The sequence below is a fragment of the Lentzea xerophila genome, assembly GCF_051094245.1.
Lineage (GTDB): Bacteria > Actinomycetota > Actinomycetes > Mycobacteriales > Pseudonocardiaceae > Lentzea > Lentzea xerophila.
The window spans coordinates 5,474,069-5,489,237 of sequence record NZ_CP194934.1; the positions used below are offsets into that span (position 1 = coordinate 5,474,069).

The window sequence follows — 15,169 nt, forward strand, 5'->3', positions numbered from 1 at the left end:
CCGCGCCGATGACATACCGGTGGTCCGACGCGGTCAAGGTCGCCTCCGGCGGACGTTCACAACTGTGGAAGGCGCCCCCAATACTGTGAAGGGATACTCACCCTCGTCAGTCATATCGGACCCGAACAGCCTTCTAAACTGTTTCTTCCACAGTGGAGGGGGTGGGCCGGTGGTTCTTCCGCCCGACGTCGACCACGAGGTCGACGTGCTGCTGCACGCCGGTCCGTTCCACGCCGCGTTGCACGCGGCCCTCAAGCGCAGCGGCCTCACCCTGGAACGCCTGCGCGACCGCCTGGATCGCCGGGGCATCCACGTCAGCCTGTCCACGCTGAGCTACTGGCGTCTGGGCCGCAGCCGTCCCGAACGCGCCGACTCGCTGCGCGCGGTCCAGGCCATCGAGACCATCCTCGGCCTGCCGCGGCACTCGCTGGAAGCCCTGCTCGGGCCGCCGCGCCCGCGTGGCAGGTGGGTGACGAAGCAGCAACAGCCGCGGCGTTATGGGCGGATGCTGGAACCCGCGCAGTCGCTGGCGGAGATCGTGGAGGCGCTGGTCGGTCCGTCCGACAGCGACCTGCGCCTGTGGTCGCAGGACGACGCGGCCACAGTGGACCGGCACGGCACGCTCCGCTCGGTCCACACCAGACAGGTGCTGCGCGCGGTGGCCGGGCACCCCGACCGCTACCTGGCCGTGTACTGCGCGGACGACGGCACGCCACCGGACGCGCTGGGCGCGGAGGCCGTGCGCAACTGCCGGCTGGGACGCGTGCGCAGGCACCCCGGGGCTCCGGTGATCGCCGCGGAACTGCTGTTCGACCACACCTTGCGCGCGGGCCAGACCCACCTGCTGGAGTACCGCTTCACCATCGCGGAGACAGGGGCGGTGGCCGACGACTACCGGCGTGCGTTCCGCTATCCCGTGGGCGCGTACGTGATGAGCGTGCAGTTCACCGAGCCCCGTCTCCCGGTCCGTTGCTACACACTCGCGCAGCCCGGCGTGGACGCGGCGCTGGTGCGCGGCGACGAACTCGCGCTTGCGCCGGGCCGAGTGCTGCACATGACGGCGAAGGACGTCCAGCCGGGCGTGCTCGGCATCGGCTGGGACTGGTCCTAGGGATGGCTCCTGCCGGAGCGGTTTCAAGCCCAGTCAGGTGACCGCCCCAGCGCCGCTCACCGTGTCCAGTATGAGAACGCTCCGGCTCACGTGCGACACCCAGACGTAGCCACACCAGTTCAACAGCTCGACCGCACGACCTTGCCGCGGAACACCTGCTGACGCGGCACTCGACGCAGCAATTCGTGCAGATCTCGTTTGATAGCAGCGGAAATCGTGCATTGTCCGGCGTACGGGCCGCACCTGGCACAGGCTGTTCTTCTCGGATCATCCATGTCAGGAGGAGAAGTGAGGCTTTCCCCGATCGCACCAGGTGCCCTGTCGCACGAACAGCGGGAGCTCGACGAGGCCGCGCGGCGGATCATGGGCGATCAGGTGCCGTTCACCGCGCAGGACGAGAACGGCGCGCTCGTCGGGCCGTTCCCGGTGTTGCTGCGCTTCCCGCACCTGGCCAGGCCGCTGCTCGAATGGTTCACCGCCAACGGCAACGTCCTCGGGCCCCGCGTGCGCGAGGTCGCGATCCTCACCACCGGATCGCGGTACGGGGCGGTGTACGAGCTGTACTCCCACAGTCGGGTTGCCTCGGCGGTCGGTATCCCGCGGAACGTCGTGGCTGCTTTGGTCGCGGGGCAGCGGCCATCCGGTCTGCTGCCGGAGGAAGAGGTCGCGCACGACGTGGCAGCAGCGCTGTACGCGGGCTCCCCCATGCCCGGTGCGCTGTACCGCGCCGCGATCGACTGCTTCGGTGACGAGGGCACCGCGGAACTCGTGTTCCTGATCGCGCAGTACGCCGGCATCTGCCTCGTGCTCAACGCCTACGACGTGCCGCTCCCCGCCGACGCGGAGTAGCAGTCCCGCGGGCGGGCATCACGAGTTGAGGCCGAGGACCCGTTGCGAGCGGCCGTGGCTGCGCGCAACGGGTCCTCTCCTCGGGCAAACACCTTTGCGCCGTCAGGCTTTGCCGGCCCGGATGCGCATGGCCTGCAGGTTGGCCAGCTCGTGCACGCCCCACCTGCCGAGCTCGCGACCGTAGCCGCTGGCCTTGACCCCGCCGGTCGGGAGGCGGGGATCGGTCGCGGACAGCATGTTCACGAACACGGCGCCTGTCTGGAGCCGCCGGCCGACCGCGGTGGCGCGCTCGGCGTCCGCGCTCCAGACGCTGCTGCTCAACCCGTAACGGGACGAGTTGGCGATCGCGATCAGTTCCTCTTCCCCGGCGCACACCGTCAGTGCGCCGAGCGGGCCGAAGGTCTCGTCGGAGAGGATGGTCGAGTCCTCGCTGCCGACCTCGACGATGGACGGCGCGAACCACACGCCGCGGCCGGTGTCGGGCGCCGGGGCTTCAGCCAGGATTCGGCCGCCGGCCTCCAAGGCCTGGTCGCGCTGTTCGCGCAACGTATCCCTCAAGTCCGCCCTGGCGATCGGCCCGATGGAGAACCGCTCATCGGTCGGGTCTCCGACGTCCAGCGCGGCGACGTGCGGGATCAGCGCGTCGACGAACTCGTCGCGCACCGCGCGGTGGACCAGGATCCGCTTGGCGGCGACACAACTCTGGCCGTTGTTGAGAAACCGCGACCGAACCGCGGCCGCGGCGGCATCGGCGATGTTCGCGTCCTGGAGCACGATGAACGGATCGGACCCGCCCAGTTCGAGCACGCACTTCTTCACCGCGGCGCCGGCACGAGCGGCGACGAGAGCGCCGACCCGGTCGCTGCCGGTGAAGGTCACGGCGGCCACGCGCGGGTCCGCGATGACGTTCGACGCGGTCGCGCCGTCGAGGACGAGCGTCTGCAGAACACCCGCACCGAAGGCCTGCCGGAAGGCCTCCTCGATCGCCACCGCGTTCCCGGTGACCGAGTCCGCGTGTTTCACCACGACGGTGTTGCCCGCGACGATGGCCGGCAGCATCGCTCGGATCACCTGCCACCACGGGTAGTTCCACGGGAGAATCCCGAACACCACCCCCAGCGGCAGCACCCGCACCATCGCGGTGTCGCCGTCGAGGGCGAAGGTCTCGGCCTCGAGGATGCCCGGCAGCTCCGCGGCGTAGTAGCGGCACGTCGTGACGCACTTGTCGATCTCCGCTCGCGCCTGCAGGATCGGCTTGCCCATCTCCTGGGTGATCAGCCGCGCGAGCTCCTCCCGCCGCTGGGTCAGGACGATGCCCAGCGCTTCGACGGCGGCGACCCGGTCCTCGACCTCGGAGGAGCTCCACCGTGAGGCCGCCGCGGTGGCGAGGACGAGATCGATGCGGTCCGGTGACGCGTACGGGTGGAAGGCGAGCCGGTCGCCGGTCGCCGGGTTCACCGTGGTGACGCCGGCTGTGGTGATCACGCGTTCACCTCCGCGACCAGGTGCTCTTCCCTGAGCCACCGCGCGAAGCGGTCGCGGAGGGAGACGGGATCGAGCAGGAGCTTCGCCGTGTCGGGCGCGTTGCCCGGCTCGATCCGCACGTGGAGGAAGGCAGGCTCTTCGACGTTGAGCAGCTCCGTGAACGTCACCCGCAGACCGTCGGCGGTGTCCGTCGAGCGCGTCGTCCAGCCCGATGCCGCCGCGAGGGCTTCGAGGTCGATGCGCGAGGAATAGGTGGGCAGCCCTCCTGTCGAGCCGTAGACCCCGTTGTCGAGCAGCACGAGAAGCAGGTTGGCGGGAGCGAGGTAGCCACCGGTCGGCAGGACGTTGGGGTTCATCAGCAGCGAGCCGTCGCCCTCGATGCCGATGACCTTCGGCCGGTCCGGGGCCAGGCCGAGGGCGAGGCCCGTCGCGACGGAGCCGACCAGCCCCATCGCGTCGAGCAGGTAGAAGTGGTTGTCGCCGTCCCGCACGGCCGCCAGCTCCCGGCTCGTGGCCGCGCACGTGACGACCACCGGGTGGCGGCAGGAGACCTCCGCGAGCACGGCGAGTGCCTCGATGCGTTTCATCACGCCACCATCCCGTCGGTGTTCCAGAAGGAGCCGAGGACCACCACTGGCCGGTTGGTCATGACCGCGTGCACGCCGGCCTCGCGCACCGTGTCATGCCAGTCTTCGGTGCTGTTGCGGCGGTCCAGCTCGTACACGGGCACGCCGACCGCCCGCAGCACGGCGGGAACGGGCTGGCTGATCGAGTGGATCATGGAGTTGTACTCCCCCAGTCCCCCACGCGCGTTGGCGAAGATCAGCAGGGGCAGGTGGTAGGACATCGGGAACGTCGCCAGAGCGGTCAGCGCGTTGCCGAAACCGTTGTCCTGCATGACGATGGCGCCCAGTGCGCCGGTGAGCGCGAAGGCGCCCATGACGCCGACGGCTTCCTCTTCCCGCGACAGCGGGGTCACTCGGGGCGAGATCCCGTCTGCGCCGCCGTCGGTGGCGGCCAGAGCCTTGATGACGGGGGCCACGGTGACCGACGGGATGTACCCGACCTTCACCGCGTTCGCCGCCCAGATGCCGTCGGCGACGGCTTTCGCGTAGGTCATTCGCAGGTCCTTCACGTGCCGTCCCGGACACCGATGGCGTCGATTTCGATGCGGGCGCCGTAGGGAAGCTCGGCGACCGCGATGCAGGTGCGCGCGGGCAACGGGTGCGGGAGCGCGTCCTCGTAGATGGCGTCCATCTCGTTGCGGTCCGCCATCGACGTGAGGTAGACGGTGATCTTCACCAGGCTCCGCAGGTCGAGACCGACGGCTCCGAGCCTGGTGTGCAGGTTGGCGAAAGCCTGCCTGGTCTCTTCGGCGATGCCTCCTTCGACGATCCGGCCGTCGGCGATTCCGAGCTGTCCCGCGACGAAGACGAGACCGGTCTCGGTTTCACGCACTGGCGTGTAAGGGTGTCTGGCCTGTCCGGGATGTGCCGGCGCTACCTGACTCATGAGGGACTCCTGTCAGAGGTGGCTGACGGGCGCGCTGACGGTGACATGACCGCGCATCCGCCGGACCAGGAAGAACGTGGGAATGATGGCCAGAGCGAAAACCACTCCTGCCACGGCGATGTAGCTGTGCACGCCCAGAGAGGAGTTGACCGACTCGCCGTTGTGCGTGATCCGGGTGGCGCCGAGGACGGCCGATCCGATGAAGTTCATCGTCACGGATCCGATGGCGATCATGACCATCACGAGGCTGGAGACGGTGCCCTGGCGCTCCGGCGGTGCGAGCACGGACGCGAGGTTGAACCCGGACGTGACCATCGATCCGGCGGTCATGCTCAGCATGAACGACGACAGCACGGCCAGCGGCAGGCTCCCCGCTCCGGCCACGAGCATGATGGACGTCGCGAGCAGACCGAGCAGCACGCCGGCCCCCAGACTCCAGACCGGTCCCACCCTGGCCGAGATCGTGCCGGCCGCCACGCCACCGAGCATGATCCCGAGCGAGGGGACGCCGAACATCAGGCCGAGGGCGGCGGGGGCGGCGATGCCGTACCCCAGGCCTTCGCCGGGGGAGACCTCGATGAGCATGCTGAAGAGCTGGAGCATGCTTTGGTAGGCACCGGTTCCCATGATGACGACCAGCAGCCCCAGTCCGAGGACAGCCGAGATCCCGCGGACGTCGACGATCGGCTGCGGCTTGAGGCTCAGCACGCGGTACCAGTAGGTCAGCGCGACGGCGCCCACCACGAGCACGACGAGGGAGATCGGGCTGAGCCAGCCGAAGACCTGGCCGAGGCTGATGTAGACCAGGACACCGGCGAGACCGAGGCCCAGCACGAGGGCGCCCTTGACGTCGACCGTTCCCGGCGCGGTCCTGCGGCTCTCCGGGATGACCAACCGGACCAGAAGTGCCGCCAGGCAGGCGAAAACCGCCGAGATCACGAACACGATCCGCCAGCCGAACGCGTGGAGGGCGGGTTCGAGGATGAACGGGGTGATGACGCCGAAGACGGCCGAGCCGGAGGTCACGAACCCGGTGACCACCATGGCGAACTTCGGTGCGCAGATGTCGCGGATGAGCGCCACCGTGAGGAACAGCGCCGCGACGGCGGCACCCTGGAGGAGACGACCGAACACGAAGACCGCGATGTTCGGTGCGATCAGGCACACCAGGCCACCCGCGCCCGCGACGAGCAGCGTGATCACCAGGACCTTGCGCTTGCCGTTGATGTCGGCGCTCTTGCCGAGCAGGGGCGCCCACATCGCTCCCGCGAGCATCGCGCTGGAGCCGATCCAGGCGAACTGGTTGGTGTGGAAGGCTTCGCCCAGCTGTGGGAGGACGAAGGTCGGTGACGCGAGCACGCTGTCGACCATGACGTTGACCATCATCAGGATCGCGACGTAACCGATGACCCGGCGGGTCCACCCGTGGTGGAGGTACCCCTCGGCCTCCTCGGTCCCGACCTGCATTGCGGAGCCGGTCTCGGAGTCCGCTGCCGGCGCGGGCCTGCGCCTGATGGTCTTCGAGAGGGTGTTCTTCTTGTCACGAAGCGCACGCAGTAGTGACATCAGGAAGTCCTAGGGTCGGCGGGCACGATGTTCTTGCGGATCACGCCCTGCTGTGCGACCAGGAGGATGTTCTCCGGCTTCGTGAGACAGGTGATGTCCCGCAACGGGTCCTGAGCGCTCAGCACAAGATCCGCCCGGTAGCCGGGCCGCAGGGAGCCGAGCGTGCCTCCGACGCCGAGCAGCCGCGCGCTGGTCGACGTGGCCGCCTTGATCGCGTCCATCGGTGACATCCCGAGCTCGACGAGGCACCGGAGCTCGAAGGCGTTCTGGGCGTGCGGGGTGATCCCGGCGTCCGTTCCCGCCGCGATGTCCACCTTCCGGCTGATCGCCTCGGCGATGTTCTCCTTGGCCCGTTCGTTCCAGCGCAGTTTCTTCTCGTACCGCCACGGGGCGGTTTTCGCCGGGTCGAGCGGCTGGAACACCGTCGACAACGTCGGCACCAGGAAGGCACCTCTCTCACCGAGCAGGTCGCACCCTTCGTCGTCGATGCCGAAGCCGTGCTCGACCGACCTCACGCCACCGCGGATCGCGGCCAGGACACCGGCGCGTCCCTGAGCGTGCGCGGCCACCGGCCGTCCACCCCGGCGCCTGCCCTCGTCGACGACCGCCGCGATCTCGGCGTCGAGCAGGTCCTCGTCGTCGGGGTCGTCGTGAGCGCTGCTGATGCCGCCGCTGGTGCAGATCTTGATGACGTCCGCGCCCGAGCGCATCATCCGCCTCGCGGCCGTCCGCACGGCGGTGACGTCGTCGGCCAGCACGCAGTAGTCGAAGTCCAGGTCCTTGCCGCTGGGCATGGTCGCGTCGGCGTGACCACCGGTGTGGCTGATGATGCCCACCGAGGTCTGCAGCCGCGGACCGGGCAGGAGCCCCGCGCCCACCGCGTCGCGGTAGCCCGCGGGGAGTCCGCCGAGGTCCCGCGCGGACGTGATGCCGGCTTCCAGGGTCAGCCGCAGTCGTTCCGCCGTCTGCACCATGCCGACCACGGGGTCGAGGAGGAACGCGGTCTCCACGAGCGACCTGGTGGACGCGAACCCGAAGTGCGTGTGGCAGTCGAAGAGGCCGGGCAGCAACGTCCCGCCCCGGCCGTCGACGGTCCGGACGTCTCTGCCCGGCGCCGGGGCCCCGGCGGCCGGTCCGGCGTAGACGATCCTTCCGTCGGCGCCCGCGTCCAGCACGGCGTCGTCCACGACTTCCGCACCGGTCCCGTCGATCAGCCGGACGTCGTGCACGCGAAGAGCCGCCTTCTCGCTGAGCTCCACTCCATCCCACCTTGCCCTCTCTTGCCTTCTCGTCTTGAGCGAGACCGTAAGGCGACCTCACAGGATCACTGCGGGAGTGCATGAATCAGGCAATGCAGAGGGTCTTCGCGCATGAAATCCACACTACTAACTTCCAAGTTGAAAACCACACTGAGACGTGTAGTTTTGGTGGCCTCACCCGAGATCACCTGGAGGCACGACCATGACGTTCAACCCGGCCGATCACTGGAACGGCTACCTGGCACCCCGCGGCCTCGAGGAGTACTCGGCCACCTATGCGGATTTCTTCCAGTTGAAGCGCGAGGACGGCATCCTCGAAATCCGGCTGCACACCGACGGGGGCCCGTACGCCCACACGCACGCCGCCCACAACGCGTGGCCGCGTTTCTGGCAGGAGGTCGGCAACGACCCCGAGAACCAGGTGCTGATCATCACCGGCACCGGCGACAGGTGGATGACCGGAGATCCCCGCGGCATGAACCCCAAGCCGGCCTCCGACCTGGAACCCGATCACATCCAGCAGCGGATGTACGACGGCTGGAAGCTGATCGAGAGTTTCGTCAACAGCATCGACGTCCCCACGATCGCCGCCGTGAACGGGCCCGGTGTGCACACGGAGTTCGCAACGATGAGCGACGTCACGTTCGCCGCGCCGGACGCCGACTTCATGGACCCCCACTTCTGGCTGGGATCGCCTCCCGGAGACGGCCAGGCGATGGCGCTGCAGTCACTGATCGGCCCCAAGCGCGCGGCGTACTACATCTACGCGGCGAAGTCGATTCCGGCCGACACGGCGCTCGAGTGGGGCATCATCAACGACGTCCTGCCGCGTGAGGAGCTCCTCGGTCGTGCCTGGGACCTGGCGCGGTTCATCATGAAGCGCCCGCGGTACACCAGGTGGGCCACCCACAACATCCTGTCGCGGCACTGGAAGAAGACGGTCGCCGAGGACTTCGGCTTCCACATGGCGCACCAGATGCTCGCCAATGTGGCCAGCAAGTCCGTCGTACCGAATCCCGAACTGGTCGCCGACTCCGAGGCCAGGAAGATGTTCTGACCCGTTCTAGCCGTAGGCCCGCAGGAAGACGTCCACTCCGTCGGAAACGACCTTCTGGAGCTCCGGCGAGCCGGCCGTTCTTCCTCGAACCAGGTCCTCCAGGACCAGACCGATCGTCAAAGCCGTGAAGTGGCGAGCGGCAACTGCCGGATCGGCGGCGTGAATCCGTCCTGTTCCGGCGAAATCGGCGAAGCGTTCCGAGAGCATCCGTTCGGCGAGATCGCGCTTGGACTCCGGTAACCCGGGGCGCGCCCCACGACGGGAATCCAGCACCCTGAACCTCGCATACCGGGAGGACTTCAGGGTCTGACCGGCGATGCGGCTGCCGAAACTGACGAGTTCATCCCGAAGACCGGACCTCCCGGCCAGCTCTTCGTCGATCGCCGCACGCACGGCATCGGTCAACGCGTCACTCACGCGCTCCAGCACCCTCGAGAAGATTTCTTCTTTGTCCCCGAAGTGGTCGTACACAGTTCGCTTGGACACCTGGGCATGGGCCGCGATCTCCTCCACGCTGACGGCGTCGTAGCCCCCTTCGACGAACAAGATCTCCGCCGCGTCGAGAATCGCGGCCCTTTTGCCCTCGGACCGCTGCCTGCGCCCCGGTGTCTGCGTACTGGCGTCGACTCTCGGCACGAGCTCACTATAACGGCGCGGCCTTTCACAAGGAGTTCTTCGAACCATGACCACCGGCCAGACCTGGATCACGGTCAAGGCAACGCCATCGGCACCGATGACCGACTCACACCGGCTGTCCGGTGAAGCACTTGCGGCATGGGTGCGAAATCATGTCTCGACCTGGCCCGCTCCCATTCCGATCGGCGCGGAGGAGCCTCGGACCGCGCCTGGGCTGTTCGTTTTCTCCTCGGACGGACCCGATATCCGGTACGCGCTGGAGGCGCACACGGACGGCTCGTCCGTTCTTCGGCTACCGGTGGGTGGATTGCGGCGAAATCCGGCTGACGGCGAAACCGTCCTGGCGATCGGCGAGGGCGCGGTCGCCTGGATCTCGATCGCCGCGGTGCGGTTGGCATCCGCGTATGCCGAACACCTGGGTTGCCGTGGAGAACTGTCGATCGAGGTGAGCCTCGGAGAAAGCACCGCGACGAACAGCGTTCCGCACGAGATCTGGAACCGCGGGCCCCAGGGTTTTCACCCAGTGGGCACCCGCGTTCACTCCGTGCGCCCCTGCGGAGCGAGGATCTCCCTCGCTGAGAGCGGTTCGGCGAGCTTGCCGTCGCTCGTCCGGCCGCTCCTGATCGAACTGCTCGGCCAGTTCGGCCTCACCGGCTCCCGGCACATCGACGTCGACGGCGTCGTCCGGCGCCGCAACTTCACCGGCCACGACGACCGGGTCCTGGCGTGGGTCACGGCGATCGGCGCGGCGTCCCGGCCCTGATCCTCACGAGGGAACGTCCGCGTCGTCGTGGAGCAGCGGAACCGATCGCACCGAGCGGCCCTCGGCGTCGAGGATCCGGCCGAGCAGCTTGACCAGCCGCAGGACGACCGACCGGTCCCTGATCCGCAGGGCCGGCAACGCGTGGCTCATCTTGCTTTCCAGCTCGTGCACTTCCGCCGTGGAGTGGAGCCACGCGTCGATGACGACGTTGTGCGGCCCGGCGACGATGCTGCACGCCCGCACACCGGGAAGCCCACGAAGCCGCCCTTCCGCGGCGTCCAGTTCGTGCGCGTCAATGGAGCCGTAGTAGGTCACGGCGACCGCCCGACCGGACAGATGCTGCGAGGTGTCGCACCGGAAGATGACCAGTCCGGCGCTCTCCAGCCTCGCCAGGCGGCGCCGGACGGTCACGGCACCCAGGCCCACATATTCGCTCAGCCGCTCGAGTGACATCCGGCCGTCGAGGGTCAACGCGCGCAACAACCGGTGATCGGCCGGTTCCAGCACGCCGTCGTGCTCGCCGCGCGCCGTGCCGTACGTGCGGAGTTGGCGCTGCTGTTCGGGATCGAGTGCACCTTCTCGCCACCTGCTGGCTTCGAAGGCCGACCGGGTCGTAATGTACCCGCGCACTCTCTCGACCCCCGGTGTGCGGCCGATGCGGTCGGACAGGTAGCCGGACAGCGCGGCGAGCTCCGGCACCTGCACCAGCACCTGCAGGTCGCGGGCACCGGAGGTCAGTTTCACGGTGGCCGCCTCCACGTCGTCGGCGAGTGCTTCGGCGACGGCCCCCGCCTCGCCGGGAGCGCAGTTGATCTCCACCAGGGCACAGGCCGGAGTCGCGTTGCCCGCGGGATGAGCGGTCACCCAGACGACGCCCGCCGCCTGCATGCGCGACCAGCGCCTGCTGATCGTCGCCGCGTTGACCCCCATGACGGGCGCCAGGTCACGCCAGCTCACGCGCGGCGCCGACCTCACCGCGTCCACGATCGCGATGTCGAGTTCGTCGAACTCCGCGTCTTTCACGGACCGAAGCATCCTTTCGTGCGGCCAGGACGTGCTTCCGGAGGAATTCGTGCACGGTATCGCGTCCGGAGTGCCGCTGGCGCCGACCGGCCCGTCCGCCGGCGACGCCTCCGCTCACCCGGAGAGTTCGCCGAACCGGCTCACGTCGACGTTCCCGCCCGAGAGGACGAGCCCGACGCGGGCGGGCAACGGGTGGACAGCGGACGAGATGAGCGCCGCCAGCGCACTCGCCCCGCTGGGCTCGAGGACGAGCTTGAGGCGTTCGAAGGCGAACCGCATGGCTTCGCGGATCTGGTCGTCCGTGACCACGACCACGCCGTCGACGAGACGCCGGTTGATGGAGAAGGTGAGCTCACCGGGCGTCGCCGCGGCTTGCCCGTCCGCGATCGTCCGCGGCACCTCGATGGCGACGCGGTGTCCCGCTTCGAGAGACCGCTTCGTGTCGTCGCCGGCCGCCGGCTCGACGCCCACGACGCGCGTGCCGCCGGCCCGGCGGTCCGCGGCAGCGAGCGCGCAACCCGCAATCAGGCCTCCTCCCCCGACAGGCACCACCAGGAGGCCGAGCTCGCCGACCTCCTCGAAGAGTTCGAGGGCGGTGGTGCCCTGTCCCGCGATCACGTCCGGGTGGTCGTAGGGCGGGATGAGGGTCATGTCCCGGTCGGCGGCCACCGTCGCGGCCAGAAGCTCGCGGTCGTCGCCGTAGCGGTCGAATCTGATCACCTCGGCCCCGTAGCCGACCGTCGCAGCCACCTTGGAACGGGGTGCGTCGTGCGGCATGAGCACGACGGCGGGCACACCCAGCTCACGGGCTGCCAGGGCGACGGCCTGGCCGTGGTTGCCCGAGGAGTGGGTCAGCAGGCCCCTTTTCACGCTCTCGGGCGGCAACCGCGACGCCGCGTTGAAAGCACCCCGGAACTTGAACGCCCCACCACGCTGGAAGTTCTCGCACTTGAGGAACACCTCCGCGCCGACCAGATCGTCCAAGGTGCTCGACCGGAGCACGGGAGTGCGGTGCGCGACGCCGGCGAGCCGGGCGGCGGCCGATCGCACGTCGATGTCGACATTCATGCCCAGACCCTAGAAGTCAGTGCAGCACCACCCCGCGCACTGCACCAATCCGTCATCGAAGCACCATCTCCGTGCACGAAAAGTGGGGTCGCCCCGTTCTGACGGACAAGGTCGATGAGGTGTGATCACGCTACCTGATCGACTGCTTGGTGTCGGGTGGCTTCGCAGGCAGCACTGCCCTTGCGGCCGACTGTCCCGGTCATGTGCCGGACTGATTCGCGTTGGGATCCCTGCCGGTCAGCCGGCGGGGAAGTAGTGGCCGTTGTCCAGATCGGCGAGGAGGCTGGGCCGGCCGGGTTCCCAGCTGAGGGTCCGGCGGGTGATGAGGTTGGACGCCGGGTAGCTCCGCGTGGCTACGTTCGTGAGGAACCCGAAATATCCCGGCAGCATCAGTTCGTCCAGGGGCACGCTCACGGCGGGCAGACCCAGGCGGCCGCCGATGGCCTCGGCGATCTCGCGGAACGGAATGCCTCCGTCCTGAACCGCGTGCCGGTAGTTGCCGGCAGGGCCCTTCTCCAGCGCCATGCGGAACAAGGCGGCCCCATCGCGGACGTGCACGGCGTTCCACAGGTTCGCGCCGTCTCCGGGGTAACCGGCGAAGCCCTTCTCCTTCGCCAGGGCGATCAGCGCGGGGAGGAAGCCGGCACGATCGGTCGTGCTGTGCGCGATATTGGCAATGCGCACGACCGAGGACCGCACTCCCCGCCCGGCGAGGTCGATGACGGCGGTCTCCACGACGTTACGAGCCCGCAGGGTGCCCTTGTGCTCATCACCGACGGGAAGGGCCGGGTCCTCCTCGGTGGCCGGCCGGCCCAGGTCCCGCCCGGTCCCGGGCGAGCCGATGCTCCCCGCCGCGACCAACGGCTTCCCGGTTCCCGCGAGCGCCTCGCCGTACGCGAGCACGATCGGGATCTCCGCGGCGGCCACGGCGTCGATCCCGCCGGACGGAAGCAGGTCTTGCCTGTGCGCGACGTGGATGACGCCGTCCGAGCCGGCCGCCGCCTCCTTGAGTCCGTCAAGGTCCTGGAGGTCGCCGCGGCGGACCTTCGCGCCGAGCGCGGAGAGCGCCGCCGCGGCTGTGTCCGACCGGGCCAGACCGGTGACCTCGTGTCCGGCGGCGACGAGGTCGGGAATGATGTACGAACCGGCATGGCCGGTCCCGCCAGTGACGAAGACGCGCACGCGACTGCTCCCTGTGAGTGATGCGGCGGAAGGACTGGTGGTGCGGGGTGCGCTCAGGCGGGGAAGTCGACGCCGAGGGCGACGTCGAAGGTTCCCGCGCCGTGGCGGGCCAGGCCCATCAGCAGCGGCCCGACCCCCTTCCAGCCAGCGAGCCATCTCGAGGCCGCCGACGTCGAGGGGACGCAGTCCGAGGCTCTCGATGAACACCGACACGCTCGCCTTGGCGCCCGCGTCATCTCCGGCGAAGAACACGTCCAGCGGACGCTCCTGGACCAGGACGTGGCCGAAGACGGTGTTGAACGCCTTCACGACGTGCGCGCTCGCCGGAGCCGCCTTGGCGACCTCCTGCGCACCGGACGTGCCCTCAGGAGTGAGCAGCCCGGTGGCGTCGGCGTTGAAGGTGTTGGAGATGTCGATGATGATCTTGCCGGCCAGTGCGTCGCCGTACCGGACGACGACCGGCACAGCGCCGGCGTACGGCACGGCGAGGACGACGATGTCGCCCACCGGGACCGTGCCGAAGGTCCCCGCCGTGGCCCCGGCACCGAGTTCGGCGGCCAGGCCCTCGGCCTTGGCCCGGTCGCGGCCGACGAGTTCGACGGAGTTGCCGCCCGCGACCGCGCGTGCGGCGATGGCGTGGGCCATGCCCCCGAGGCCGATGAAGCTGATGCTGCTCATGGTGAGTGCTCTCTTCCTTGGGTGGTCGTTCCTCAGGTGGCCGTCGCTTCGGGGGTCACAACCGGCCGGTGCGCTCGATCACCCGGCGGGCGAAGTCGAGCAGGTGGTCGAGGCTGGTGAACATCGCGAAGGCATCGAAGTACGCCTCATCGACACCGGACTCGGCGTACCGCCGCAACCGGTCCGCGACCGAGTCGGCGGACGTGCCCGGCTCGAGGTGAGCCTCCTCAGGCGAAATTTTTCGCCACTGTTGATTTCCGACATCCGCGAGTCGGTGATCCACCAATCCGCCCGAGCGCACAGCGCTCTGCTCGCGACTGCTCAGCCCCAGGGGTCAGCCCTTGAATTCGTTGACGCCCAGGGCGAAGTTCCCGTGGCCGACTCCGTTGTTTGCGAGGCCTACCGTCAGCACACCCGCTCCTTCCAGCCAGTGCGCCATCTTCAGGCCGCCGACGTCCAGCGGGCGCAGTCCGAGGCTCTCGATGAACGCCGCCACGTCCGCCTTGGCCCGCGGGTTGTCGCCGGCGAGGAAGACGTCGGGCCGGCCCTCCGCCAGGACGTCACGGAAGATGGTGTTGAAGGCCTTGAACACGCTGGCGCCGGCCGGGGCGATCTCGGCGACCTCCTGCGCGATCGATGTCGGCCCGCTGTGGGCCAGTCCGTCGAACGTGGCGTTGAAGGGGTTGCTGATGTCGACGATGATCTTGCCCGCGAGGGCGTCTCCGTACTCGGCAACGGTCGAAACGACACCGGCGTACAACATGGCCGTGATGACGATGTCCCCGGCCGGGACGGCGCCCCACTTACCTGCCGTGGTGCCGCCGCCCAGAATCCCGGCCAGGGCATCGGCCTTGGACTGATCGCGTGCCATGATCTCGACGGTATTGCCGCCCGCTACCGCGAGCGTGCCGATCGTGCGGGCCATGTTCCCCGCACCGATGAAGGTGATGCTGCTCAAGAGCTGTGCCTCTTTCTGTTCC

Annotated in this window: 16 protein-coding genes; 4 read left to right on the forward strand and 12 right to left on the reverse strand. The window is 68.8% G+C overall.

What is annotated here, in order from left to right:
* Positions 1-169 precede the first annotated feature (169 nt).
* Together ACRSBM_RS26185 and ACRSBM_RS26190 are read left to right on the forward strand one after the other, a co-directional pair.
* Positions 170-1,111, forward strand: a complete 942-nt coding sequence (locus ACRSBM_RS26185; RefSeq protein ID WP_434446995.1) for a hypothetical protein — start codon at positions 170-172, stop codon at positions 1,109-1,111.
* A gap of 288 nt (positions 1,112-1,399) precedes the next feature.
* On the forward strand, positions 1,400-1,960 hold the full coding sequence (locus ACRSBM_RS26190) for a carboxymuconolactone decarboxylase family protein (RefSeq protein WP_434446997.1): 561 nt from the start codon (positions 1,400-1,402) through the stop codon (positions 1,958-1,960).
* 102 nt (positions 1,961-2,062) lie between these two features.
* Here ACRSBM_RS26190 and ACRSBM_RS26195 read toward each other — a convergent pair whose 3' ends face one another.
* The 6 genes from ACRSBM_RS26195 to ACRSBM_RS26220 are packed head-to-tail and all read right to left on the reverse strand — an operon-like array spanning position 2,063 to position 7,782.
* Entirely contained in the window at positions 2,063-3,445 is a 1,383-nt protein-coding gene (locus ACRSBM_RS26195) for an aldehyde dehydrogenase family protein (RefSeq protein WP_434446999.1), read from the reverse strand.
* Positions 3,442-4,032, reverse strand: coding sequence for a thiamine pyrophosphate-dependent enzyme (locus ACRSBM_RS26200; RefSeq protein WP_434447001.1), 591 nt, complete (start codon positions 4,030-4,032; stop codon positions 3,442-3,444). Before ACRSBM_RS26200 ends, ACRSBM_RS26195 begins: the two co-directional genes overlap by 4 nt.
* Entirely contained in the window at positions 4,032-4,565 is a 534-nt protein-coding gene (locus ACRSBM_RS26205) for a thiamine pyrophosphate-binding protein (RefSeq protein WP_434447003.1), read from the reverse strand. The genes ACRSBM_RS26200 and ACRSBM_RS26205 overlap by 1 nt, the downstream gene beginning before the upstream one ends.
* A gap of 11 nt (positions 4,566-4,576) precedes the next feature.
* Positions 4,577-4,957 carry a RidA family protein gene (locus tag ACRSBM_RS26210; protein ID WP_434447005.1) on the reverse strand — a complete coding sequence of 127 codons (381 nt, stop codon included), beginning with the start codon at positions 4,955-4,957 and terminating at the stop codon, positions 4,577-4,579.
* Positions 4,958-4,969: 12 nt separating this feature from the next.
* Positions 4,970-6,523, reverse strand: a complete 1,554-nt coding sequence (locus ACRSBM_RS26215; RefSeq protein WP_434447007.1) for an MFS transporter — start codon at positions 6,521-6,523, stop codon at positions 4,970-4,972.
* Positions 6,523-7,782 carry an amidohydrolase family protein gene (locus ACRSBM_RS26220; RefSeq protein WP_434447009.1) on the reverse strand — a complete coding sequence of 420 codons (1,260 nt, stop codon included), beginning with the start codon at positions 7,780-7,782 and terminating at the stop codon, positions 6,523-6,525. Before ACRSBM_RS26220 ends, ACRSBM_RS26215 begins: the two co-directional genes overlap by 1 nt.
* A gap of 202 nt (positions 7,783-7,984) precedes the next feature.
* Here ACRSBM_RS26220 and ACRSBM_RS26225 point away from each other — a divergent pair, with 202 nt between their 5' ends.
* Positions 7,985-8,839, forward strand: a complete 855-nt coding sequence (locus tag ACRSBM_RS26225) for an enoyl-CoA hydratase/isomerase family protein (protein ID WP_434447011.1) — start codon at positions 7,985-7,987, stop codon at positions 8,837-8,839.
* Between the two features lie 6 nt (positions 8,840-8,845).
* Here ACRSBM_RS26225 and ACRSBM_RS26230 read toward each other — a convergent pair whose 3' ends face one another.
* Positions 8,846-9,475, reverse strand: a complete 630-nt coding sequence (locus ACRSBM_RS26230) for a TetR/AcrR family transcriptional regulator (RefSeq protein ID WP_434453223.1) — start codon at positions 9,473-9,475, stop codon at positions 8,846-8,848.
* A 46-nt stretch (positions 9,476-9,521) separates the two neighbouring features.
* On the opposite strand from ACRSBM_RS26230, the gene ACRSBM_RS26235 reads away from it, so the two are divergent.
* Positions 9,522-10,238, forward strand: coding sequence for a hypothetical protein (locus ACRSBM_RS26235; protein ID WP_434453520.1), 717 nt, complete (start codon positions 9,522-9,524; stop codon positions 10,236-10,238).
* A 3-nt stretch (positions 10,239-10,241) separates the two neighbouring features.
* Here ACRSBM_RS26235 and ACRSBM_RS26240 read toward each other — a convergent pair whose 3' ends face one another.
* The 5 genes from ACRSBM_RS26240 to ACRSBM_RS26260 form a co-directional block, all read right to left on the reverse strand.
* Entirely contained in the window at positions 10,242-11,261 is a 1,020-nt protein-coding gene (locus tag ACRSBM_RS26240; protein ID WP_434447013.1) for an Lrp/AsnC family transcriptional regulator, read from the reverse strand.
* Positions 11,262-11,375: 114 nt separating this feature from the next.
* Positions 11,376-12,329: a pyridoxal-phosphate dependent enzyme gene (locus ACRSBM_RS26245; RefSeq protein WP_434447015.1), complete on the reverse strand. Its 954-nt coding sequence runs from the start codon at positions 12,327-12,329 to the stop codon at positions 11,376-11,378.
* Positions 12,330-12,566: 237 nt separating this feature from the next.
* The gene (locus ACRSBM_RS26250; RefSeq protein WP_434447017.1) at positions 12,567-14,189 is read right to left on the reverse strand and encodes an NAD-dependent epimerase/dehydratase family protein; all 1,623 of its coding nucleotides are present in this window, start codon (positions 14,187-14,189) and stop codon (positions 12,567-12,569) included.
* A 55-nt stretch (positions 14,190-14,244) separates the two neighbouring features.
* On the reverse strand, positions 14,245-14,472 hold the full coding sequence (locus ACRSBM_RS26255; RefSeq protein ID WP_434447018.1) for a hypothetical protein: 228 nt from the start codon (positions 14,470-14,472) through the stop codon (positions 14,245-14,247).
* Between the two features lie 51 nt (positions 14,473-14,523).
* The gene (locus tag ACRSBM_RS26260; RefSeq protein ID WP_434447020.1) at positions 14,524-15,147 is read right to left on the reverse strand and encodes an NADPH-dependent F420 reductase; all 624 of its coding nucleotides are present in this window, start codon (positions 15,145-15,147) and stop codon (positions 14,524-14,526) included.
* Between the last annotated feature and the right edge of the window lie 22 nt (positions 15,148-15,169).